This window comes from Thalassococcus sp. BH17M4-6, from assembly GCF_049323015.1.
Lineage (GTDB): Bacteria > Pseudomonadota > Alphaproteobacteria > Rhodobacterales > Rhodobacteraceae > Puniceibacterium.
This window is the reverse complement of record NZ_JBMPGU010000013.1, coordinates 60,855-82,301: the sequence shown is the minus strand read 5'-3', so window position 1 is coordinate 82,301 and position 21,447 is coordinate 60,855. Positions and strand designations below refer to the sequence as shown.

At 64.4% G+C, this 21,447-nt stretch carries 19 protein-coding genes and 5 tRNA genes; 13 read left to right on the top strand and 11 right to left on the bottom strand.

Going from position 1 to position 21,447, the window contains the following annotated elements; all coding sequences use genetic code 11:
- Positions 1-10: 10 nt before the first annotated feature.
- Positions 11-95 (bottom strand) — tRNA-Leu (locus tag ACOXXX_RS17180).
- A gap of 164 nt (positions 96-259) precedes the next feature.
- Between ACOXXX_RS17180 and ACOXXX_RS17175 the strand changes: the two genes are divergently transcribed.
- Positions 260-760 carry a Hint domain-containing protein gene (locus tag ACOXXX_RS17175; protein ID WP_422827836.1) on the top strand — a complete coding sequence of 167 codons (501 nt, stop codon included), beginning with the start codon at positions 260-262 and terminating at the stop codon, positions 758-760.
- On the opposite strand, the gene ACOXXX_RS17170 is transcribed toward ACOXXX_RS17175, so the two are convergent.
- Complete coding sequence (locus ACOXXX_RS17170; protein WP_422827835.1) at positions 742-2,352, bottom strand: NAD(P)H-hydrate dehydratase; 1,611 nt, start codon at positions 2,350-2,352, stop codon at positions 742-744. The two genes, ACOXXX_RS17175 and ACOXXX_RS17170, sit on opposite strands and share 19 nt — an antisense overlap.
- Positions 2,353-2,517: 165 nt before the next feature.
- On the opposite strand from ACOXXX_RS17170, the gene ACOXXX_RS17165 reads away from it, so the two are divergent.
- The 7 genes from ACOXXX_RS17165 (at position 2,518) to tal (ending at position 8,120) form a co-directional block, all read left to right on the top strand.
- Positions 2,518-2,856: a P-II family nitrogen regulator gene (locus ACOXXX_RS17165; RefSeq protein ID WP_422827834.1), complete on the top strand. Its 339-nt coding sequence runs from the start codon at positions 2,518-2,520 to the stop codon at positions 2,854-2,856.
- Positions 2,857-2,896: 40 nt separating this feature from the next.
- Positions 2,897-4,303, top strand: coding sequence for a type I glutamate--ammonia ligase (gene glnA, locus ACOXXX_RS17160; protein ID WP_422827833.1), 1,407 nt, complete (start codon positions 2,897-2,899; stop codon positions 4,301-4,303).
- A gap of 371 nt (positions 4,304-4,674) precedes the next feature.
- On the top strand, positions 4,675-5,541 hold the full coding sequence (locus ACOXXX_RS17155) for a hypothetical protein (RefSeq protein ID WP_422827832.1): 867 nt from the start codon (positions 4,675-4,677) through the stop codon (positions 5,539-5,541).
- An 86-nt stretch (positions 5,542-5,627) separates the two neighbouring features.
- A complete protein-coding gene (locus ACOXXX_RS17150) occupies positions 5,628-6,440 on the top strand; it encodes a lytic murein transglycosylase (RefSeq protein ID WP_422827831.1) in 813 nt (270 codons plus the stop codon).
- A 141-nt stretch (positions 6,441-6,581) separates the two neighbouring features.
- A tRNA-Thr gene (locus ACOXXX_RS17145) sits at positions 6,582-6,657 on the top strand.
- A 205-nt stretch (positions 6,658-6,862) separates the two neighbouring features.
- Positions 6,863-6,939: transfer RNA gene (locus ACOXXX_RS17140), tRNA-Arg, on the top strand.
- A 242-nt stretch (positions 6,940-7,181) separates the two neighbouring features.
- Positions 7,182-8,120 (top strand): transaldolase, encoded by a 939-nt coding sequence (tal, locus tag ACOXXX_RS17135; RefSeq protein WP_422827830.1) that lies wholly within the window; start codon positions 7,182-7,184, stop codon positions 8,118-8,120.
- 29 nt (positions 8,121-8,149) lie between these two features.
- Here tal and kduD read toward each other — a convergent pair whose 3' ends face one another.
- From kduD to ACOXXX_RS17105, 6 genes are all read right to left on the bottom strand, one after another.
- Positions 8,150-8,884 carry a 2-dehydro-3-deoxy-D-gluconate 5-dehydrogenase KduD gene (gene kduD / locus ACOXXX_RS17130; protein ID WP_422827829.1) on the bottom strand — a complete coding sequence of 245 codons (735 nt, stop codon included), beginning with the start codon at positions 8,882-8,884 and terminating at the stop codon, positions 8,150-8,152.
- Positions 8,885-8,886: 2 nt separating this feature from the next.
- Entirely contained in the window at positions 8,887-9,711 is an 825-nt protein-coding gene (kduI, locus tag ACOXXX_RS17125; protein WP_422827828.1) for a 5-dehydro-4-deoxy-D-glucuronate isomerase, read from the bottom strand.
- Positions 9,712-9,745: 34 nt separating this feature from the next.
- The gene (gene uxaC, locus ACOXXX_RS17120; RefSeq protein ID WP_422827827.1) at positions 9,746-11,152 is read right to left on the bottom strand and encodes a glucuronate isomerase; all 1,407 of its coding nucleotides are present in this window, start codon (positions 11,150-11,152) and stop codon (positions 9,746-9,748) included.
- A 172-nt stretch (positions 11,153-11,324) separates the two neighbouring features.
- A tRNA-Asp gene (locus tag ACOXXX_RS17115) sits at positions 11,325-11,401 on the bottom strand.
- A gap of 31 nt (positions 11,402-11,432) precedes the next feature.
- Positions 11,433-11,509: transfer RNA gene (locus tag ACOXXX_RS17110), tRNA-Asp, on the bottom strand.
- A 135-nt stretch (positions 11,510-11,644) separates the two neighbouring features.
- The gene (locus ACOXXX_RS17105) at positions 11,645-12,583 is read right to left on the bottom strand and encodes a pirin family protein (RefSeq protein ID WP_422827826.1); all 939 of its coding nucleotides are present in this window, start codon (positions 12,581-12,583) and stop codon (positions 11,645-11,647) included.
- A gap of 257 nt (positions 12,584-12,840) precedes the next feature.
- Here ACOXXX_RS17105 and ACOXXX_RS17100 point away from each other — a divergent pair, with 257 nt between their 5' ends.
- Positions 12,841-13,701, top strand: a complete 861-nt coding sequence (locus ACOXXX_RS17100; protein WP_422827825.1) for a LytTR family DNA-binding domain-containing protein — start codon at positions 12,841-12,843, stop codon at positions 13,699-13,701.
- Between the two features lie 123 nt (positions 13,702-13,824).
- Positions 13,825-14,625, top strand: a complete 801-nt coding sequence (locus ACOXXX_RS17095; protein ID WP_422827824.1) for a hypothetical protein — start codon at positions 13,825-13,827, stop codon at positions 14,623-14,625.
- On the opposite strand, the gene ACOXXX_RS17090 is transcribed toward ACOXXX_RS17095, so the two are convergent.
- Positions 14,614-15,357 (bottom strand): heme-dependent oxidative N-demethylase family protein, encoded by a 744-nt coding sequence (locus ACOXXX_RS17090; protein WP_422827823.1) that lies wholly within the window; start codon positions 15,355-15,357, stop codon positions 14,614-14,616. The two genes, ACOXXX_RS17095 and ACOXXX_RS17090, sit on opposite strands and share 12 nt — an antisense overlap.
- A 184-nt stretch (positions 15,358-15,541) precedes the next feature.
- Between ACOXXX_RS17090 and dddP the strand changes: the two genes are divergently transcribed.
- Positions 15,542-16,885, top strand: a complete 1,344-nt coding sequence (gene dddP / locus ACOXXX_RS17085) for a dimethylsulfonioproprionate lyase DddP (RefSeq protein WP_422827822.1) — start codon at positions 15,542-15,544, stop codon at positions 16,883-16,885.
- 6 nt (positions 16,886-16,891) lie between these two features.
- On the opposite strand, the gene ACOXXX_RS17080 is transcribed toward dddP, so the two are convergent.
- Both ACOXXX_RS17080 and ACOXXX_RS17075 read right to left on the bottom strand, forming a co-directional pair.
- Entirely contained in the window at positions 16,892-17,980 is a 1,089-nt protein-coding gene (locus tag ACOXXX_RS17080) for a FlgO family outer membrane protein (protein WP_422827821.1), read from the bottom strand.
- Positions 17,981-17,982: 2 nt separating this feature from the next.
- The gene (locus ACOXXX_RS17075; RefSeq protein ID WP_422827820.1) at positions 17,983-18,528 is read right to left on the bottom strand and encodes a hypothetical protein; all 546 of its coding nucleotides are present in this window, start codon (positions 18,526-18,528) and stop codon (positions 17,983-17,985) included.
- A gap of 193 nt (positions 18,529-18,721) precedes the next feature.
- Here ACOXXX_RS17075 and ACOXXX_RS17070 point away from each other — a divergent pair, with 193 nt between their 5' ends.
- Together ACOXXX_RS17070 and purB are read left to right on the top strand one after the other, a co-directional pair.
- Positions 18,722-19,939 (top strand): alpha/beta fold hydrolase, encoded by a 1,218-nt coding sequence (locus ACOXXX_RS17070; protein ID WP_422827819.1) that lies wholly within the window; start codon positions 18,722-18,724, stop codon positions 19,937-19,939.
- Positions 19,940-20,067: 128 nt separating this feature from the next.
- Positions 20,068-21,381, top strand: a complete 1,314-nt coding sequence (purB, locus tag ACOXXX_RS17065; RefSeq protein ID WP_422827818.1) for an adenylosuccinate lyase — start codon at positions 20,068-20,070, stop codon at positions 21,379-21,381.
- Positions 21,382-21,447: the final 66 nt, after the last annotated feature.

The following is a 21,447-nucleotide window of genomic DNA, read 5'->3' as shown; positions in this document are numbered from 1 at the left end:
CATCATCCTCTGGTGCGGGTGGAGGGACTTGAACCCCCACGCCTCGCGGCGCCAGAACCTAAATCTGGTGCGTCTACCAATTTCGCCACACCCGCCAAAACTATGTGGGGCCGCGCATTGCGAGACCCCGTTCGGGCGGTCTTTAGCAAAGGTCACACCCGGATGCGAGCGGAAAAAGCGCGCGAAAAAAGCCGCGACATTTACCAAATCTTGGCATAATCTGTCGGAAAAACGAGGCAGTAGAAACAGGATGTCGCCCATGAAGCCGAAAACGGCCGGGCGCGCGAGCGGCGAAATCGCCGCTGAAACACGCGTGCAGGATTCTCCAATAACGAATGCCCTGGTCGCAGGCACCTCAGTGCTGACGCTCGACGGCGCGCTTCCGGCGGAATATCTTTCGCCGGGGGACCGGGTGATCACTCGCGACAGCGGCATGGCTGTGCTGCGCCGGGCTCGGGTGCTGCGGCGCACGGTGCGCGGCGTGGGCATCCAGGCGGGCAGCTTGGGCAACATGCGCCCCGACCGCGACGCCATCTTGCCCGCAAGCCAGCAGGTGCTGATCCGCGACTGGCGGGCGCAGGCCCTGTTCGGACGCGCGCAGGCGCTGGTGCCCGCGCAGCGGCTGATCGACGGCGAATTCATCTGCGATCTGGGCGTTGTGGACCTGACGCTGGTGGAGCTTGTGTTCGACGCGCCGCACATCCTTTATGCCGACGGGCTCGAACTCGCGGCCTGCCTGCCTCAGCCTGCAGGCGCCTGACCCTGCGGCGCCGCCATCGCGCGGCGCAGGACCATGGGCAATTCTTCGGGCAGGTCCTCGGCGATCAGGCCGGGCCCGAAGCTCAGCGCGCAGTCGACATGCAGCCACGCCGCCATCTGGGCGGCCTGCATCGGCGCGATCCCACGCGCCAAAAGCCCGGTGATGAACCCGGCGAGCACATCGCCCGATCCGGCAGTCGCCAGCCAAGGTGCCGCGCGCCCATACGCGGCGGCATGCACGGCGCACCGGCCCTTGGGATCGGCGATCACCGTATCCGGCCCCTTGAAGAGCACCACACACCCTGCGCGGGCGGCCGCCTCGCGCGTGGCGTCAACCTTGGAATATGCCGGCCCCTTGGTGGCGGGGGCGTTCAACCTGGCAGCGATATCGGGAAAAAGCCGCGCGAATTCGCCGGCATGGGGCGTCAGCACGCAGGTGTTGTGCAGCCAGCGGAACAAAGCGTCGGGCACATCGCCAAAGGCCGACAGCGCATCGGCGTCCAACACCGTGGGGCGGCGCTTTACCCCGTCGCCCCCCAGCACCACCGGCACCAGTTCCCGCGCCCTTTCAAGGCCCAGACCGGGCCCAAGACAGACGGCGTTCAACCGCTGATCCTGCAAGACCGTCGCCAACGCCTCTGCGTCCGCCACCCGTCTCAGCATCAGCGCCGTGATCTGGCAGGCCACTTCCATCTGCGCGGCAGGCGGCACCCCCAGCGTCACCAGTCCTGCCCCGATCCGCAGCGCCCCCTTCGCCGCCAGCCGAGCGGCACCGGTGCGGCCCGCGCCACCCGACAGGATTAGCGCATGGCCATGGCCGAACTTGTGGCCCCAATGCTTGACCAGACGCCTTGGATCGGGCCGCGGCGACGACCGGCAGGTTTCGACATCGCCGCCACCCGATGCCGCGATCCCGATATCCTTCACGGCCAGCTTGCCACAGCCGGACGGGCCATCGCCCAAAACGTGCCCGCGCTTCGGCGCATGAAACGTCACCGTCAGGTTCGCCATGATCGAGGAATCGAACGGGTTTTCCCCGTTCAGCCCCAGATAACGCCCCGAATCCGCACAAAGCCCGCTGGGGCAATCCACCGCAACCACCTTGACCGGGCACGTCGGCACCTGCCACCCGTTCACCGCCATTTGCACCCCCGGCAGGTCCAGAAACCCGCGGTTCAACCCCGTGCCGAAGACCGCATCCACCACCAGAGCGATATCGGGGGTTTCGTCATCGACCCGCTCAATGGCTGCGTCGGTCAGTGGCAGGACCGGGCCCATCGCCGCCCACCTTTCGTAATTCACCCGCGCATCGGGGGGCAGATTGTCGGGATCGCCGTAGAGGAACGCCTCCACCTGCCAGCCCCACCCTTTCAGCAACCGCGCGATCACAAACCCGTCGCCGCCATTGTTCCCAGGGCCGCACAGGACCACGGCGCGGTGAGAGGTTTTCGCCAGTTCCGGCCACTCGGCAAATACCGCCGCGACCACCCCGCGCCCCGCCCGCTCCATAAGTTCCAGACCCGTCACCGCGCCCGATGCAATCGCCGCCTGTTCCAGCGCGCGCATCTGTGCGGCGGTCAGCAATTCGGTCATATGGCCTCCCGATTCATTTCTGCTGCATTTATGGCCGACTTGCACAAAATTTAATCACCCGCCAAGTTTTGCTTTGCGCGCACCGGCAATTGTCGAACCTATCTGATTGTGACCCAGAAACAGAAGTGGTCTGCACGTCTGAAAACCGCAAGGAGGAACCAGCCCGTGAAAAAGATCGAGGCGATCATCAAGCCGTTCAAGCTGGACGAGGTCAAGGAAGCCCTGCAAGAGGCCGGGATCCAGGGCCTCAGCGTCATCGAGGTCAAGGGCTTTGGCCGCCAGAAGGGCCACACGGAGCTCTATCGCGGTGCCGAATACGTGGTGGACTTCCTTCCCAAGGTGAAGATCGAGGTGGTTCTTGACGACGATCAGGTCGATGGCGCCATCGAGGCCATCGTCGCGGCCGCAAAGACCGACAAGATCGGCGACGGCAAGATTTTCGTCAGCAGCATCGAACAGGCCATCCGCATCCGCACCGGGGAATCCGGCTCGGACGCGCTTTAAGATACATCAGACAGACCAAAGACAGAAAGGGACCCAAGGAATGAGCAAGGACGCAGTTCTTAAACTGATGAAGGACGAAGATGTCGCCTATGTGGACATCCGCTTCACCGATCCGCGCGGCAAGCTTCAGCACGTGACGCTGATGGAAGACCAGGTCGACGAGGATTTCCTTGACGAAGGGTTCATGTTCGACGGCTCCTCCATCGAGGGCTGGAAGTCGATCGAAGCCTCGGACATGAAGCTGATCCCCGACACCGAAAGCGCCTATATCGACCCCTTCTACGCGGAAAAGACGCTGTGCCTGCACTGCACCGTGGTCGAGCCCGACACCGGCGAGCCCTACAATCGCGACCCGCGCGGCACCGCGCTGCTGGCCGAGGCGTATCTGAAGTCCTCCGGCATCGGCGACGTGTCCTACTGGGGCCCCGAGGCGGAATTCTTCCTGTTCGACGACGTGCGTTATTCCAACACCATGAACAAGGTGTCCTACGAGGTCGATGCGCTTGACGCGGCATGGAACACCGACACCGAATATGAAATGGGCAACACCGGCCACCGTCCGGGTATCAAGGGCGGCTATTTCCCGGTCAACCCGATCGACGACGGCCAGGACATCCGCGGCGAAATGCTCTCGACCATGAAGCGCATGGGCATGAAGGTCGACAAGCACCACCACGAGGTGGCGTCGTGCCAGCACGAGCTGGGCCTGATCTTCGGCTCGCTCACCAAGCAGGCGGACGAGCTGCAGAAATACAAGTACGTGATCCACAACGTGGCCCAGGCCTATGGCAAGTCGGCAACCTTCATGCCCAAGCCGATCTACGGCGACAACGGCACCGGCATGCACTGCAACATGTCGATCTGGAAGGACGGCAAGCCGCTTTTCGCAGGCGACAAGTATGCCGACCTGAGCCAGGAAGCGCTGTGGTACATCGGTGGCGTTCTCAAGCACGCCAAGTCGCTCAACGCCTTCACCAACCCGTCCACCAACTCGTACAAGCGCTTGATCCCGGGCTTCGAAGCCCCGGTTCTGCGCGCCTACTCCGCCCGCAACCGGTCGGGCTGCGTGCGGATCCCGTGGACCGAGTCGCCCAAAGCCAAGCGCGTCGAGGCCCGGTTCCCCGATCCGTCCGCCAACCCGTACCTGTGCTTTGCCGCCCTGCTGATGGCCGGCCTTGACGGCATCAAGAACAAGATCGAACCGGGTGAGGCGATGGACAAGAACCTCTACGACCTGCCCGCCGAAGAGCTGGCCGGCATCCCCACGGTCTGCGGATCGCTCCGCGAAGCGATGGAAGAGCTGGAAAAGGATCACGACTACCTGCTGGCAGGCGACGTGTTCACCAAGGACCAGATCGACGGCTACGTGGCGCTCAAGATGGAAGAGATCGAGCTTTACGAGCACACGCCGCATCCGGTCGAGTTCGGCATGTACTACAGCTGCTGATCCCTCCGGCAGCATCTGGTCAAGGGGCGTCCTTCGGGGCGCCCCTTTTCGATTGAGCGGGCACCTGCGGCTCATCCAGAGGTTGACGTTGCGTCACCGCTCACATTGACGCGACGAAAGATGGCGCGCGCCTTAGTCCCGCCAGAAAAATTCAGCGCTCGGCACGCCGGCAAACCGCCGCCAGCCCCTGAAAGAGACCGATGATGCCCGTGAAATAAGGACTTTGTGGTCCGATTGCGGCACTTTAGACCTCTCCCCGCCAGCACCGCCTTATTCTTGTCCCGACGCAGACTAAATTTGCGCAATTTTGGACAGCCTAATACGGTCAGCGCACCACAGCACAAATCAGGGTTGCAAGGAGAATGGGAAAAATGACTGCCGATCTGAACCACACCGCCACGCTTGTGTTCGACAAGCAAAGACTGTTTTCAACCGACACGCTGGGCGCGCTGCTCAACCGTGGAATGCAACAAATGGGTGTGTCGGGATGCGACGCGCCGCGCGCGACCATGACCGGCGCGGCCATGGCCACCGACACGCTGCGGGCGACGCTTGACGTTGACATGACCGCCGACGGCACGCAGCTGCTCGTGTCGCTCTGCGGGACGAACGAAAGCGCCGCATCGGTTCAGGCCAAGCTGGCCGGGCTGGTCTACCATCTGTCGACCGAACTGCCCGTGACCCACATCGGCTGGCTCGACACCGGCACGCTGCTGCCGCGCGACGGCTTCCTCGACGCCCTGGCGCCGCAGCTTGATGCCAGGGGCAATGTCACCGGAATCGCCCCCCGCCGCCCTGCGCGGCCCGCGGTCAAGACCGCCCGCCCCGACACCCGGACCCATCGTGACACGCTCTCGCGCATGCTGCCACCGGTGTCCCGCAGCGGCCGCCCGCGCAGCGCCAACATGAACGCCAAGGTCGCCCTGCCCCGCTACGACGCACATGTGCGCACCTACAATGCCAACTTGCGGTTCCAGATGCTGCGCGACGCAGACGAGATGGAACTGGACGCCGTGCGCGAGGAACAGGGCCCCGCCCCGGTCGAGGCGCGCCTGTCCACATGGGCCGTGTCCCTGTCCGTGGCGACGATCTCTCTGCCGGTCGCGGCGCCTGTGATGATCTACAACATCGCCCGCGGCGAAGACATGCGCGTGGCCTCGCTTGCCATGGGTGTGGCCGGGCTTTTCCTTGCGCTCGACAACTCCGGCACGCTGGCGGGGCTGCTGGGCTCTGTCTGACCATTGGTAAAGGCGGGAAAACCTGCCTTTGCGGCGGGACAAAATGCCGCTAGTCTGCTCCGGCTATCATGTTTTCAGGAGTGATCATGCGCCGCTTTCTTTCCGCCGTTGCTTTCGGCCTTTGTGCAACATCTGCCGTTGCCGCCCCTTGCATCACCGACAAGGGCGCGTTCGGCAGCTATAAACAGGCCCTGAGCCAGGATGCCGCCCGCGCCGGTGTCGGCCAGCGGGGGATGCAGGCCCTGGCCGGCGCGTCGCTGTCGGACATCACCTGGCGGTTCGAATCCCGCCCGTCCAGCCAGACCGGCGTGTCCAGCGGCGATCCGGCCCGATTCCTCGCCAAACGCTCCGGCAGTTCGGCGGACAACTTCATTAGCCAGGCCCGCAACCGCAAGGCCCGCAATGCCAACATGTTCGCCGCACTCGAGCGGAACTACGGCGTTCCGGCAAACATTCTCGTGACGATTTGGGGGCTGGAAACCAGCTGGGGCGGCTATCTGGGCAAGACCCCGATCGTCAGCGGCGCGGTCACGCTCGCGTCGTACTGCCGCCGCCACCCGCGCTTCGAAAGCCACGCCATCGCGGCGCTGCAACTGGTGGACCGCGGCGTGATCACCCCCAACACCCGTGGCGGCCCGTCGGGTGAACTCGGCCACATGCAGTTCCTGGCAGGCAACTGGCAGCGCTTTGGCGCCGACGGCAACGGCGACGGCCGCGCCGATCCCTATAACGCGGTGGACGCGCTGGCCTCGGCCGCCAACATGCTGCGCCGTAACGGCTGGAAACCGGGCCAACCCTACGGCCAGGGCACCGCGAATTTCCGGGTCCTGTCCGCCTGGAACGACAGCGGCAACTACCAACGTGCCATCGCCTACGCAGCAGAGCGTATCGGCAACTGACCCGACAGCGGGCAAGCGGTTTCCAACCGGACAGCTTGCCCGCTTCGAATTCCTCGGGGTGTTTCCTTCGCTCGAAACCCTCTTGCAACCGCAGGCGACACGGCCTAGGAAATCCCCAGCTTTCGGCACGTCCGAAAGCACGCCCCTATAGCTCAGCTGGTAGAGCAACTGATTTGTAATCAGTAGGTCCGCGGTTCGAGTCCGTGTGGGGGCACCACTTTTCAGTCTAAAAATCGGTTTCGCTCCAGCTTCTTTTCGCACTCAAGAGCAAAAGACCGTGGCGGAGACCTTGGAGTAGTCCCCTGAAAGTGGTCCACCCTGAACGCCAACACTGATCGTGCCGATCAGGGCGGAAAATACGGATGGTGCGCCATGGGACAGACGCTTGCGAACGGGTTTGCGAACCGGTATCACCGCCGCAGGGTCCCGTAGCTCAACTGGATAGAGCACCTGACTTCTAATCAGGATGTTGGGGGTTCGAGTCCTCCCGGGATCGCCAATTCTTTCATATTCACAGACGCTTAGAGACATCCGCGCCACATCAGGCACTAGGATGCGGCGCGGGCAAACCCGCCCAAAGACCCGGTTGTGGACGGCGGACTGCCCCGCCCCCCTGTCCGTCCCGGATGTGTTTTCGCAACTTGCCCGGTTTTGCGCCTGTTAGCGCTATGCTAAGACAACGCCAGCAGCGGCTGTTCCCGGGGCGTTGGGGGGGGCCGACATCACATCAGGAGCGACGACATGACATCTGTTCTCGATCAATTGCGCGACATGACCGTGGTTGTGGCCGACACCGGCGAGGTGGCCTCGGTCAAGCGATACAAGCCGGTCGACTGCACCACCAACCCGTCTCTGGTGCTGGCGGCGCTGAAGGATCCGGCCTCCGAAGACCTGATCGCGCAGGAGATCGAGAAAGGGCGCAAGGCCGGGCTCAACCCCGAGGATCTGACCGCCACCCTGACCGTGGCCGTCGGCGCCGAACTGACCAAGCTGGTCCCGGGGCGCGTGTCGACCGAGGTCGATGCCCGGCTGTCGTTCGACACCGATGCGTCGGTTGCGCGGGGGCGCGAGATCATCGCCGACTACGAAAAGCGCGGCATCGGCAAAGAGCGGATCCTGATCAAGCTTGCGTCGACTTGGGAAGGCATCCGCGCGGCCGAAATCCTGCAAAACGACGGCATCGACTGCAACCTCACGCTGCTTTTCTCGATGGCGCAGGCGGTAGCCTGTGCGGATGCCAAGGCGTTCCTGATCTCGCCCTTCGTCGGGCGCATCACCGACTGGTACAAAAAGGCTGAAGGGGTCGAGCACTACAGCCCCGAGGAAGACCCGGGCGTGAAATCGGTGCGGCGCATCTATGACTACTACAAATCCAATGATATCAGCACCGTGGTCATGGGCGCGTCGTTCCGCAACACCGACCAGATCAAGGCGCTTGCGGGCTGTGACAACCTGACCATCGCGCCCAAGCTGCTGGATGCGCTTGACCAGGAAGAGGCCGACCTGCCCCGCGCCCTGTCGCCCGACATGGCCAGCGGCATGGCGCCGGTCAGCATGGACGAGGCGACCTTCCGCTGGGAAATGAACGCCGACGCCATGGCGACGGAAAAGCTGGCCGAAGGCATCCGCAACTTTGACGCCGATCATCAGAAGCTGATCAAGCTGGTCGCAGAGCGCTAAGCCGCCGCGCAGGGGGATCGACTGCCGGGTCAGCGGGCCATCCAGCCGCCATCGACGCTTAGCAGCGTCCCGTGCACGTAGCGCGCGGCGGGCGAGCAGAGATAGACCGCTGCCCCGGCGATATCCTCGGGTGCGCCCCACCTGCCCGCCGGGATCCGGTCCAGGATCGCCTGGTTACGCTCGGCGTCATTGCGCAGGGCTTCGGTGTTGTTGGTGGCGATATAGCCCGGCGCCACGGCGTTGACGTTGATGCCATGCGGGGCCCATTCATTCGCCAGAAGCTTGGTCAGACCGGCCACACCATGTTTGGATGCGGTATAGGCGGGCACCCGGATGCCACCCTGAAACGACAGCAATGATGCGATGTTGACCACCGCGCCCTGCCCGCCGCGCGCCAGCAGATCGCGGCCAAAGGCCTGCGCGGTGAAGAAAAGCGCCTTGAGGTTGACGTCCATCACCGCGTCCCAATCCGTTTCGGTATAGTCGATGGCATCGGCGCGGCGGATGATGCCCGCGTTGTTGATCAGGATGTCATACCCCTGCCCATCAAACAGCGCCTGCCCGGCCATGGGATCGGCGAAATCCACCAGAAGCGACGTGGCGCTGCCACCCGCCTGCCTGATCGTCTCGACCGTTTCGTCGCAGGCCCGGCGTCCGGCGCAAACAACCGTGGCCCCCGCCTCGGCCAGACCGACCCCGATGGCCTGACCGATGCCGGTATTGGCGCCCGTCACCAGTGCCTTGCGCCCTGTCAGTGCAAACATCTTCACCGCAAATCCCCCATCGCAACCATGTCCATGTCGGTAAAATCGACGTTGTCCCCGGCCATGGCCCAGCAAAAGGTGTAGGACGCCGTGCCAGCGCCCGCATGGATCGACCATGGCGGGGAAATCACCGCCTCTTCGCTTGCCATGACGATGTGACGGGTCTGCGTCGGCTCCCCCATCAGGTGAAAGACCCGCGCGTCGTCCGGCAGATCGAAATAAAGATAGGCCTCCATCCGCCGGTCGTGGGTATGGGCGGGCATGGTGTTCCAGACCGACCCTTCGGCCAGTTGCGTGTAGCCCATGACCAGCTGACAGGTCTCGCAGACCTCGGGATGCAAAAACTGAAGGATCACCCGTTCATTGGCGCTGGCCTTGGCGCCAAGCTCGACCCGCCGCGCCTCGGCCTTGGGGATCAGGCGCGTGGGACAGGTCCGGTGCGCGGGCGCGGACAGGATATAATAGCGCCCTGCGCCCTGGAATGTCACCGCCCCGGCGCCGCGCCCGACATAAAGGATCTCGCCCCGCCCGATATCGTGTCGGGTGTCGCTCACGGTGACACTGCCCGCCGCCCCGATGTTGAGGATGCCCATTTCGCGCCGGTCGAGGATCGAAGGCGTGCCGGTCTCGGCCACCTGATCCAGTACCAGATCGCCGCCCCTGGGCACGGCGCCGCCCAGGATCAGCCGGTCGTAATGGCTGTAGATCAGCCTGATTTCATCGTCCCGAAAGAGCCCGCCGACGTGGAAATGATCGCGCAGCGCGTCGGTGTCCAGCGTGCGGGCGGCGGCGGGGTCGATGGCATGGCGGGTCTGGGTGGTCAGCATGGCGCGGGGTCCTTTGTTTTCAGGTCGGTGGCCGTCAAAGCCGGTAGGCCGCTTTGGCCAGCCGGTAGGCCAGGTCATGCGCGACTTCCGGCGCCTCGTCCGCGTCCAACCGCCCGGTGGCGACCAGCGTGGCAAGGTAGGCGCAATCGACCCGCCGGGCGACGTCGTGCCGGGCGGGGATCGAACAGAAGGCGCGGGTGTCGTCGTTGAACCCCACGGTGTTGTAAAAGCCGGCGGATTCGGTGGTCATCTGCCGAAACCGCATCATCCCTTCGTAGCTGTCGTGGAACCACCAGGCGGGGCCCAGCTTCAACGCCGGGTAGACCCCGGCGAGCGGCGCCAGTTCGCGCGCGTACGAGGTCTCGTCCAGGGTAAAGACGATCACCGTCAGATCCGCCCGCTCTCCCACCGCGTTCAGAAGCGGCCGCAGCGCCGTGACGTAGTCGGTGCGGGTTGGGATGTCATAGCCGCGATCACGCCCGAAGCTGTGCAGCATCCCCGCCGAATGATTGCGGAAAGATCCGGGGTGGATTTGCAGGACCAGCCCGTCATCAAGGCTCATCCGGGCCATTTCGGTCAGCATGTGCCCGCGAAAGCGGTCCGCCTCTTCGCCCGAACAGGCGCCCCGCAGAGCCTTTTCGAAAAGCTGTGCCGCCTCGGATTGGCTCAGATCCTCGGTCCGGGCGGTGGGGTGGCCGTGATCCGAGGAGGTGGCGCCGAAGGATCTGAAAAAGGCCCGGCGGCTGCGGTGCGCGGCCAGGTAGCCGCCCCAAGTCGTCGCATCCTCGCCCGCCATCTCACCCATCCGTGCGACATTTTCGGCAAACCCGTCGACCTCCGGATCGACCACGGAATCAGGGCGATAGGCAGTGATGACCGTGCCGCCCCAGCCGCTGTCGCGGATCATCGCGTGCCATTTCAGATCGTCGATGGCGCTTTCGGTGGTGGCGATCGCCTCGATATTGAACCGCTCGAACAGCGCGCGGGGGCGAAACGCCGCCTGCCCCAGGCAGTCGGCCACGTGGTCATAGACCGCATCGGCCGTCTGAGCCGACAGGCGTTCGGTCACGCCAAAGACCTCTTGCAGCGCGTGATCGATCCAGAGCCGCGACGGCGTGCCGCGAAAGAGGTGGTAGTGGCTGGCGAAAAGCCGCCAGATGCGGCGTGGATCCTGTTCGCTCTTGCCCCCGTCGGCGCGCGGCACACCCAGATCCTCGAGCGGGATGCCCTGCGAATGCAGCATCCGAAAGACATAGTGATCCGGCGTCACGAACAGGCGCGCGGGATCGGGAAAGGCGGCATTTTCGGCAAACCAGCGCGGATCGGTATGGCCATGCGGGCTGAGGATCGGCAGGTCGCGCACACCGGCATAAAGATCGCGGGCAATCCCCCGCACCACGGGATCGGTGGGAAACAGCCGGTCCTCGTCCAAAATCGCCATGACGTCCCCCCAGGCCCGGCCCAAACCGGGGCCGTCCCATCAATGCCTAGAATCCCGGTAAAGGCCTGTCAATTGGTATACCAATTGCCGCCAAGCCGCTCGAACCAATGCCGAACGGCGGCCCACACCGCTGCAAAAGCAGCGAACAAGCCATTCAAATATCAGAAAGAAGTGGCGCGGTTGACGGGGCTCGAACCCGCGACCCCCGGCGTGACAGGCCGGTACTCTAACCAACTGAGCTACAACCGCGCATCGCGCGAGAGGATCGTCTGGGCAGTGGTGGCGCGGTTGACGGGGCTCGAACCCGCGACCCCCGGCGTGACAGGCCGGTACTCTAACCAACTGAGCTACAACCGCTCACTGCCGCAAGGTTCCCCAAGCGTGAGCGGGGTAATAGGATGCCCGCCCACCCCCGTCAAGCAGGGAATGCACCGATATCGACCCGCGCGAAGAATGCGGCTTTGGCGCCCGGCGCAGCCCCGGCAGCTGCGCTCAGCGATCCGGCAGCGGGATGAACTCCGCATCGTCGCCGGGCGGCAGCTGAAACCGGCCATCGGCCCAGTCTTCGCGGCGCCAGGCCTCTTTCGCCTCTTCGATCCGCTCTTTCGAGGAGGCGACGAAGTTCCACCAGATATAGCGCGGCCCCTCGAGCGTTTCGCCCCCCAGGATCATCAGCCGCGCGCCGCGCGCACCGGCGGTCAGGCTGATCGCGTCGCCGGGGCGAAAGACCATCATCTGACCGGCCTCATACTCTTGCCCCGCCACGCTGACCGACCCCTCGACCACGTAGACGCCCCTGTCCTCGTGGTTGTCGGGAAGCGGCAGCCGCGCGCCTGCCTCGAGCACCGCATCGGCATAGAACATCTCGGAGGCCGTCTTGACCGGGGCACGCTCTCCGTATGCGTTGCCCAGGATCAGGCGCACCTGCTTGCCCTCGCCCTCAAGAAACGGCAGCGCGTCCGCATCGGCATGTTCGAATTCCGGCGCGCGGTCCTCGTGATCCTTGGGCAGCGCGACCCAGGTCTGGATGCCGAAGAACGGCATCTTTTCCTTCTGGGTTTCGTCGTCGGTGCGTTCGGAATGGGTGATGCCCTGCCCCGCGACCATCCAGTTCACCGCCCCCGGTTCGATCCAGGCGTCGGTGCCCAGGGAATCGCGGTGGTGCATGCGCCCGCGGTAAAGATAGCTGATCGTGGCCAGCCCGATATGCGGGTGCGGACGCACATCAAGCCCGCGCGACGGCAGAAATTCCGCCGGGCCCATCTGGTCGAAAAAGATGAACGGACCCACCATCTGCCGCTTTGGCGCGGGCAAGGCGCGCCGCACCTCGAACCCGCCCAGATCGCGGGCGCGCGGCACGATCACGGTTTCGATGGCATCCACCTCGTCGCCGGTGGGACAATGCGGGTCAAGCGCGGGGTTCCAACTCATGTCGGGCTCCTTTCGATGATGCGTTGAGAATAGATTCGCGCATCTCTTTACGAAAGATCGAAAAGGCCGCAGGTTTGGTGCGCTGGCGCACAGGTGTTTTTCCGACCGCCTACACGTCAAAATTGAAGCTATCGGTTTTGGACCTCCCCTGACGTTGCGTCAGCCTGCCCTGACCACTCAAAGGGTTGAGCACCGGGCACGGACAATGCGATTGTCGCTCTAAAGCGTCAGCAAAGACCAGAAATGACACGATAATCGTGAAACGGATCCTGTCTCAGAAACTTCACCTGATCTCGCTTCTGGGGTCGAAGGTCAGCCTGAGCGTCGCCGAACTGGTGCGAGTCCTGGTTGATCCGCGGGCCCTGGTTTTCCTGGCGCTGGTGCTGGTGGCGATCGGCGCGTCCGATCCCTTCGACGTGCACCAGCTTGTCTCGTTCTGGCAGATCGCGGTGTTCTGGCCCATCGCGATGCTGATGTATCTGGCCATCTGCTCACTGGTTCTGACGGGCTTTGCGGCGGTGTCGCTGTGGTTTCCGGGAATGCTGACCCCGGTGCCGCTGAAAAGCGCGATTGCCATGGGTCCGGCGGTGATCCTGGGCGAATCCTTTGCGTATTTCCTGACCACCGGGGCACATGTGTTCGACATCCCGGGCCGCATCCTGTTCTTCTTCCTGCTCGTTCAGGTGTTCGAAACGCTGTTCTACACCTTCGTTGTGCCGCAGACCCACACCTATCGGCGCATCGTCGCCGCCCAAAAGACACAGAAGACCGCCCCCGCGGCCCGCCATATCGTGGTCGGGGCGGAAAAGGTGCCTGTCACCTCTGTCCGTCATATCGAGGCGCGCGAACATCATGTCTGCGTGACGCTGGACGGGACACAGATCACCCAGCGGGCGCGGCTGTCGGACCTTGTGGCCCAGACCCGCCCCGAGGACGGGGTTCAGCCGCATCGGTCCTGGTGGGTGTCGCGGCAAGCCGCGCCCGCGCTCCAGCGCAGCGGCGGGCGGCATATGCTGAAACTGGCCGACGAAACGATGGTGCCGGTGGCCCGGACCCGCCTGCAAGAGGTGCAGGACTGGGTCGAACGCCACACCCCCGCGGCAACGGGCGAAAGCTAGGCGGCCCGCGACACCGCGTTGCGCCATATTCGGAACCAGATACCCCGGTTTTGGACGGATTGTGTCCAAGTTCTTCCGCAATTGGCGCGCAGGATTGGGCAAACCGACCTAGTGGAATGTCTCATGCCCCGCGCACCGTCCAGCTATGCCGCCCTGATCCTGCCCGATGCCTGTGGGCTGGACGTCGATCCTTACCTGGTCGCCGCGCACGAGGCGATCACCGCCCGCGATATCGCCCCCGGCAGCGAGGCGCGCGTGCTTCACAGCATCGCACAGGTGTCCGGCGACACCATCCGCCTGACAATTGCAACCGACGAGGACGGCAGCGACGGCCCGCGCGTGGTGATCACCGCCACCGCTTGCCCCAACGCCCGCTTTTCCGAGGAGCGCGCCGCGCGCATCCTGTCCGACACGGTCATGGCGGCGCTGGAATTCAGCGATGCGGACCTGATCGAATGGTTCACGCCCGACACCGTGCTCGAGGCCGAGGAATTCGTCGACATCTGCAGCTATGTCTCGCCCCGCAGAACCCACGAGGCCGAGCCCGAGGATCTGGACTACGGCCTACCGCCGATCAACCCCGAAACACTGGACACCAACGGGCTCAACGCGCTTTTCCGCGAACAGCTGCCCGATGGCTGCCAGCTAGAACGGCAGTCGCACCTGACCGAACGGCTGTTGGCCCATTGCGAGGCGTTGCGCGACACCAAGGGTGACGAATTCCGGATGCAGGCCGCAAGCTGGGCGATGACCGGCACGGTGGCCTGTATCGCGCCGCCGGTTGGTGCGTCGATGACGGTTGTGGGGGCCGCGCGTGGGATGAACTTTCGCCGCGTGACCCAGGCGCTGACCCTTAGTGCGCTCTTCGTCGTGCTGCAAAATCAGGGGGTTATCGCCCAGCTTTCAAGCACTTTAATGCCCTGATCCGCCCGGCACATCGGCCTGCGCCAGCACGTAGGTGTGAATGCTGAACACCACCGCGCGCGTGACCGGCAACCGCAGCAGGCATTGCCGCTCGGACCGCAGAAACGGCGCCTGTCCGGGGTCACTCAGCGGCCGCGGCGCACCGCGCGAGCGGGGCTGGTGAAGTGTCGGGTCGTCGTACCACAGCCGGTTGAACCGCCAGATCGGGCGCCCGACCTGCAGCCCGTCGAACAGCCGCTGCACCCGGCGCGCAATACCTGCGTCGTAATCCGGCACAGGCGCATGAATGTCGGTCAGCGGGCGCATGAACTTCTCCGCCAGACGCCAGCTTGCCGGAAAACACAGCACCGCGCCGGTCAGGATGTGCTCCTCCCCCTGCTTTTCCAGCAGGCACAGATCCTCCTGCACCAGATGGCCCAGCGTGCCCAGCGGATCGTCGGGGTCGATCCGCAGGCTGCCGCCGTCAGGCCGCCGTACCGTGTCACCCGCAGTGGAAAACCCCTCCGGCAGCGCCGCCAGCACCGTCTGCAAAAGCTCTGCCGCCGCAGCCTTCCCCGCTTGCGACAGTTGCAGCACCTCCGCGCGCCGCTCGGCCAGCAGGCGCGCCCGCTCGGCCATCTGCCCGGCATAGGCCTCGTCCACCAGCAGCCAAGGCGCATCACCCAAAGGCTGCACTCCCGGCAACGGCCGGGCGTCGTGAATGTCGAAGGGCAGTCGGCGGTGCAGGATCATGCGCCTGACTACCCGGCCCTTGGTCAAACGGGAAGACCTGGCGCCGAAACGGGCACGAGGACGCCCACCCGGGCGGAGGAGTGGTGCCGCCTTAACCTAACGGAAACGACATTGCGGCGCGTCGCAGGCAGGCGCGAATCGCCCCCGGTTGTGGCTCAGGCTGCGGCAAAGGCAGGAGGTTTCGATGAACACCCATTACCGCGACACCCGCAAGATCGACCCCACGCGCGGCGCGCTGCTGGGCGACATGACCCCCAATGACGAGGACCGCATCGAAATCGGCCCAACCCGGCTGGCCTATCAGGAATGGGCCGCCAAAGGGCTGGACCTGCCCGACCTGCCCGCCATGCGCCGCTTTCGCTGGCAGCGGCTGGTCAGCCACATCGTGGCGCGCGACTATGCGGGGCTGCTGCTCTTCGACCCGCTCAACATCCGCTACGCGACCGACAGTACCAACATGCAGCTCTGGAACACCCACAACCCGTTCCGGGCCGTGCTGGTCTGTGCCGATGGCTACATGGTGATCTGGGACTACAAGAACTCGCCTTTCCTGAGCAGTTTCAATCCCCTGGTGCGCGAAGCGCGCTCTGGCGCGGATCTTTTCTATTTCGACCGCGGCGACAAATGCGACATAGCCGCCGACAGGTTCGCCAACGAGGTCCGGATCCTGCTGTCCGAACATGCGGGCGGCAACACCCGGCTGGCGGTGGACAAGATCATGCTGCACGGACTTCGCGCGCTCGAAGCACAAGGACTTGACATCAAGGAAGGCGAGGAAGTCACTGAAAAGGCGCGATCCGTCAAAGGCCCGGACGAGATCAAGGCGATGCGCTGCGCCTCTCACGCCTGCGAGGTCGCGGTGGCCGAGATGGAGGCCTTTGCCCGCGCCAACGTGCCGCTGGGCCAGACCTCCGAGGATGACATCTGGGCGGTGCTGCATGCGGAAAACATCCGCCGCGGCGGCGAATGGATCGAAACCCGGCTGCTGACCTCGGGGCCGCGCACCAACCCGTGGTTCCAGGAATGCGGCGGGCGGATCACGAAACCCAATGAAATCATCGCCTTCGACACCGATCTTGTCGGATCCTACGGGATTTGCATCGACATCTCGCGGACCTGGTGGATCGGCCCCGACAAACCCCGCCCCGACATGGTGGCGACGATGCAGCACGCGCACGAACATATCATGGTCAACAAAGAGATGCTGAAGCCCGGCGTCACCATCCCCGAGCTCAGCGCCAATTGCCACACCCTCTGGCCCACTCTGCAAAAGCAGAAATACGGCTGCCTCATGCACGGCGTCGGCCTTTGCGATGAATGGCCGCTGGTGGCGTACCCCGACCAGGCCGTGCCGGGCGCCTTCGACTACGCGTTGGAGCCGGGCATGACCCTATGCGTCGAGGTGCTAGCCTCGCCCGAGAACGGCGATTTCTCGATCAAGCTCGAGGACCAGGTGCTGATCACCGAGGACGGGTACGAGGACCTGACCTTCTACCCCTTCGATTCGGCGCTGATGGGCATGGCCTGACCGCGCTTAGCTGTCCGGCGGCATGTCGTAGAACCCAAGGGACTGCACTGAGTAGGACTCTTTTTCCTCCACGTTCGGCGTCACGACAAGCTCCAGCGCCAGTGTAAAGCGCGGCGCTTCAATGTCTTTGTCTCCAACCACCTGAAAGTTCAGCTGCGCCACCTTTCCAGCCGGCAAGACAGTCGCATACTTGGGATCGCTCGCATTACAGTATTGCAAATAGCTCTCGCCGTAGCAGGTGCGCAGGCCCGACCAGTTTCCCTGAGGTTCCATGAACCCACCCTGCCCGTCCGCGATCGAGATCGAGTTCGGAAGATACGCCAGGGCGATAGTGTTCTCGGTTGTGTTCTTGAACCGCATCGCGAAGGTCGCCTCGCCCTTGGATTTCGAATAAATCAAGCTCGACACCTCAGCCTCGTATACATCCGACGAATATCTTCGTGACGGTTCCGCCAAGCTTTGCTGTTGCGCACGTGCCTGTCCACTCCCGCTGTCGACCACGACGACCTGTGTGGTCGCCGCCTCGCCGCCGCTGGCGGTGGTGAACCCGCAGGCGCCGCGGCTGCGGGTGGCCATCATATCGGCCACGCTGCCGACCGAGGGAAAGTCGGACCGGGCGGTGGCGAAAAGCCGGCCATCCTCGGTCGAGATCATCCGCGCCTGCACCTTGACCTGCTCACCGAACTGGATAAGCGATCCGGTCACCACCGCGTCGACCCCCTCGATCTCGCCCAGTCGCTTGGCCGCGTCGGGCGCGATGGTGCCGTCAAAGACCAGTTCCATTTCGCGAAAGATCGCAGAGAGTTGCGAGCGTTCGATGATGTCGATCTTGCCCTCGCCCACGTTGAACAGGCTGTCGACGATGAATTCCGTCATGTAGTTCGACAGGTCGGAACAGGTGCCGTCGGAATGGGTGAAGGTCGAGATGCCGATGGTGGCGCGCCCCTCGGTGCGGGTGCGCTCGACGATCTGTTCCGCGATTTCGTCCATGCTGCCATCGACCGATGACGCGGCAAGCGCGGGCATCGGCAAGTGCGCGCAAAGCGCGATGGCGGCGCTGCCCAGCATCCGGCCCAGCATTTGGCGTGGTGTCATACTCAACTCTCCTTGCAAAAATCTTTCAGGCCATCGGTGGCCAAAATCAGCCTTTCCAATCCGGCAACAGCCATGCTCAGGGCGGCGCGTGCGCCGTCCGGTCCTTTCCCTGTCCCCTGAAGACGGACCCGGTAGGGTTGGTCGTCGGCCACCACCACAACCTCGCCTTCGATGTAATGGCCGTCAAATCCTGACGTCGTTTCCGAGGCTGGCGTGGTTTGCGCCGTGGCGGACACGTCGCGCAGCGATACACCTTCGCATCTCAGCGCCAGGACATCCACGATCCGCACGGCCAGTTCCTGTTCCGTCCCCGTCAGCGGCGGCGGTGAAGAGGCTTCGGCTGTCGGTGCGGCCGTGTTCCCGGTCGATGCCGAAGTCCCGCCGATGTCCGCCTCGGATTGTATGCTTGGGGTGACGTCGATCAGGCCGGTGGCGGAGGGGGTTTTGCCGCCCGCCAACCACTCGCCAATCTGGATGACGCCGATCACCACGCCGACCCCTGCACTGGTATAGACAAGCGCTTTGCCAAAGGTGGAATTGTCGGACATCCACACGCCTTCCAAAAATAAACTGGGTCGAGCAAAGCATAGTCGCACATGTCAGACAAGCGCGCTTCGACCGCACAGGGCCACGGCACATGGCCGCTTCGCCGCCCTCACCTTCGCGTGACGCGTCTGTCATGCGGCTTGCACAGCTGCGCACGCGGTCACACTGTTGGCAGACACCATTAGGATCCGCACAATGCCCACAGAGCGATTGACCTTCGAAGGCCATGCCGGCGACACGCTGGCGGCGCGCCTTGATCTGCCGGACGGGCCGCATCTGGCCACGGCGCTTTTTGCGCATTGCTTTACTTGCGGCAAGGACATCGCCGCCGCGCGCCGCATCTCGGCCAGGCTGGCGGCGATGGGAATTGCGGTGCTGCGCTTCGATTTCACCGGGCTGGGCCATTCGCAAGGCGAATTCGCCAACACCACCTTCACCTCGAACGCCGAAGACCTGCAAAACGCGGCCCGGGCGCTGACCGAACGGGGCATGCCCCCCGACCTGCTGATCGGCCATTCGCTGGGCGGGGCGGCGGTGTTGCGCGCCGCGGCGGGCATCGCATCGGCCACGGCGGTCGTGACGCTGGCCGCGCCCTTCGATCCGGGCCATGTCACCCACAATTTCGGCGCGGCCCTCGACGATATCCGCAGCGTAGGGCAGGCAAAGGTCGATCTGGGCGGCCGCCCCTTCACCATCGGGCGCGCGTTCGTCGAGGATGTGGAAGGCGCGCACCTCAAGCAGGCGGTCGCCACGCTCAGAAAGGCGCTGCTCGTGCTGCATGCCCCGCGCGACGCGGTGGTCGATATCTCGAACGCCAGCGATATCTTCCTTGCCGCCAAACATCCCAAGAGCTTCGTGACGCTCGACGGGGCGGATCACCTGATTTCGGACCCGGCGGATGCCGAATACGCCGCCGAGGTGATCAGCGCATGGGCCGGCCGCTATCTGACGCTGACGCCCCCCGCGCCGCCCATCGGCGCGCCCGAGGGCGTGGTGCGCGTGTCCGAGGCCGATCCAAAGGGGTTCTTGCAGGACGTGCAGGCCGGGCCGCATCACCACGCCGTGGCCGACGAACCGCTGGCCTATGGCGGCACCAATCGCGGCATGTCGCCCTACGGTTTCATCAGCGCCGGGCTTGGGGCCTGCACCTCGATGACGATCCGGATGTACGCGCGGCGCAAGGGCTGGCCGCTGGCGCATGTGCAGGTCGATGTCTGCCACGACAAGGTGCATGCGCAGGATGCCGGTACCGCGTCCGAGCAGAAGATTGACGTCTTCCGCCGCCGCATCCGGCTGGAGGGCGATCTGGACGCCGCGCAACGCGCCAAACTGCTGGAGATCGCGGACAAATGTCCGGTGCACCGGACGCTGGAACGCAGCTCGACCACCGAAACGGAGCTGCTGGAGGGCTGACCGTCCCGCCCTGTCGCACCAGCACCGCGCAGCGGTCATGCCGCGCCCCGCCCGACTTGTCGCTGGGGCGGGCGCGGTCTATGACCGCCCCGAACGCTGCCACAACCCATCAGAAAGGATCGCACCCGATGATCCCCCGCTACTCCCGCCCCGACATGGTCGCCATCTGGGACCCCGCCACCAAGTTCCGCATCTGGTACGAGATCGAGGCGCATGCCTGCGATGCCATGGCCGACCTGGGCGTGATCCCGCGCGAGAATGCCGAAGCCGTGTGGAAAGCGAGGGATGTGGAATTCGACGTCGCCCGCATCGACGAGATCGAGGCCGTGACCAAGCATGATGTCATCGCCTTTCTGACCCATCTGGCCGAACACGTGGGCAGCGACGAGGCGCGATTCGTCCACCAGGGCATGACCTCTTCGGATGTGCTTGATACCTGCCTCAACGTGCAGCTGGTGCGCGCCGCCGATCTTCTGCTGGCCGGAATGGACCGCGTGCTGGCGGCGCTCAGGACCCGCGCCTTTGAACACAAGACCACCGTGCGCGTGGGCCGCAGCCACGGCATTCACGCCGAACCCACCACCATGGGCCTTACCTTCGCACGTTTCTATGCCGAAATGGACCGCAACAAGGCGCGTTTGCAGGCGGCCCGGGCCGAGGTGGCCACCGGCGCGATCTCGGGCGCCGTGGGCACCTTTGCCAACATCGACCCAAGGGTCGAGGAACACGTCTGCGAACAGCTTGGCCTCACGCCCGAGCTGATCAGCACCCAGGTGATCCCGCGCGACCGGCACGCGATGTTCTTTGCCACGCTGGGCGTCATCGCCTCGAGCATCGAAAACGTGGCGATCGAGATCCGGCACATGCAGCGCACCGAGGTGCTGGAGGGGGCGGAGTTCTTCTCAATGGGTCAAAAGGGCTCAAGCGCGATGCCGCACAAGAAGAACCCGGTGCTGACCGAGAACCTTACCGGCCTGGCGCGGCTGGTGCGCATGGCGGTGATACCGGCGATGGAGAATGTGGCGCTCTGGCACGAACGCGACATCTCGCATTCCTCGGTCGAGCGGGCGATCGGGCCTGATGCCACCATCACGCTGGATTTCGCCCTGCACCGGCTTGCTGGCGTGGTCGAAAAGATGCTCATCTTCCCCGACAACATGCTGGAAAACATGAACAAGTTTCCCGGCCTCGTGATGTCGCAGCGGGTGCTTCTGGCGCTGACCCAAGCGGGTGTCAGCCGCGAGGATGCCTATGCCATGGTGCAGCGCAACGCGCTCAAGGTCTGGGAAGAGCGGGTTGATTTCCAGGAACAGTTGCTGGCCGATGCGCAGGTCGTCGCCGCCCTGGGAGAAGACGGCATTCGCGAAAAGTTCGATCTTGGCTACCATACCAAGCATGTGGATACGATCTTTGCCCGTGTTTTCGGCAGCGCAGAGGGCTGAACCTGCCGGTCACAGGGCCGTGTTTTGACGCAAGGTCAATCCGTGTTACCCTTTCGGGTGTTCAAC

Bases quoted from the DNA above. Each gene is read 5' to 3' on its own strand.
- dddP (WP_422827822.1), top strand. From the start codon at position 15,542: ATGAACACCCATTACCGCGACACCCGCAAGATCGACCCCACGCGCGGC.
- ACOXXX_RS17090 (WP_422827823.1), bottom strand. From the start codon at position 15,357: ATGATCCTGCACCGCCGACTGCCCTTCGACATTCACGACGCCCGGCCG.
- ACOXXX_RS17175 (WP_422827836.1), top strand. From the start codon at position 260: ATGAAGCCGAAAACGGCCGGGCGCGCGAGCGGCGAAATCGCCGCTGAA.
- ACOXXX_RS17170 (WP_422827835.1), bottom strand. From the start codon at position 2,352: ATGACCGAATTGCTGACCGCCGCACAGATGCGCGCGCTGGAACAGGCG.
- kduI (WP_422827828.1), bottom strand. From the start codon at position 9,711: ATGCTGACCACCCAGACCCGCCATGCCATCGACCCCGCCGCCGCCCGC.
- ACOXXX_RS17080 (WP_422827821.1), bottom strand. From the start codon at position 17,980: ATGACACCACGCCAAATGCTGGGCCGGATGCTGGGCAGCGCCGCCATC.
- glnA (WP_422827833.1), top strand. From the start codon at position 2,897: ATGAGCAAGGACGCAGTTCTTAAACTGATGAAGGACGAAGATGTCGCC.
- tal (WP_422827830.1), top strand. From the start codon at position 7,182: ATGACATCTGTTCTCGATCAATTGCGCGACATGACCGTGGTTGTGGCC.
- ACOXXX_RS17155 (WP_422827832.1), top strand. From the start codon at position 4,675: ATGACTGCCGATCTGAACCACACCGCCACGCTTGTGTTCGACAAGCAA.
- ACOXXX_RS17070 (WP_422827819.1), top strand. From the start codon at position 18,722: ATGCCCACAGAGCGATTGACCTTCGAAGGCCATGCCGGCGACACGCTG.
- ACOXXX_RS17105 (WP_422827826.1), bottom strand. From the start codon at position 12,583: ATGAGTTGGAACCCCGCGCTTGACCCGCATTGTCCCACCGGCGACGAG.
- kduD (WP_422827829.1), bottom strand. From the start codon at position 8,884: ATGTTTGCACTGACAGGGCGCAAGGCACTGGTGACGGGCGCCAATACC.
- uxaC (WP_422827827.1), bottom strand. From the start codon at position 11,152: ATGGCGATTTTGGACGAGGACCGGCTGTTTCCCACCGATCCCGTGGTG.
- ACOXXX_RS17150 (WP_422827831.1), top strand. From the start codon at position 5,628: ATGCGCCGCTTTCTTTCCGCCGTTGCTTTCGGCCTTTGTGCAACATCT.
- ACOXXX_RS17095 (WP_422827824.1), top strand. From the start codon at position 13,825: ATGCCCCGCGCACCGTCCAGCTATGCCGCCCTGATCCTGCCCGATGCC.
- purB (WP_422827818.1), top strand. From the start codon at position 20,068: ATGATCCCCCGCTACTCCCGCCCCGACATGGTCGCCATCTGGGACCCC.
- ACOXXX_RS17075 (WP_422827820.1), bottom strand. From the start codon at position 18,528: ATGTCCGACAATTCCACCTTTGGCAAAGCGCTTGTCTATACCAGTGCA.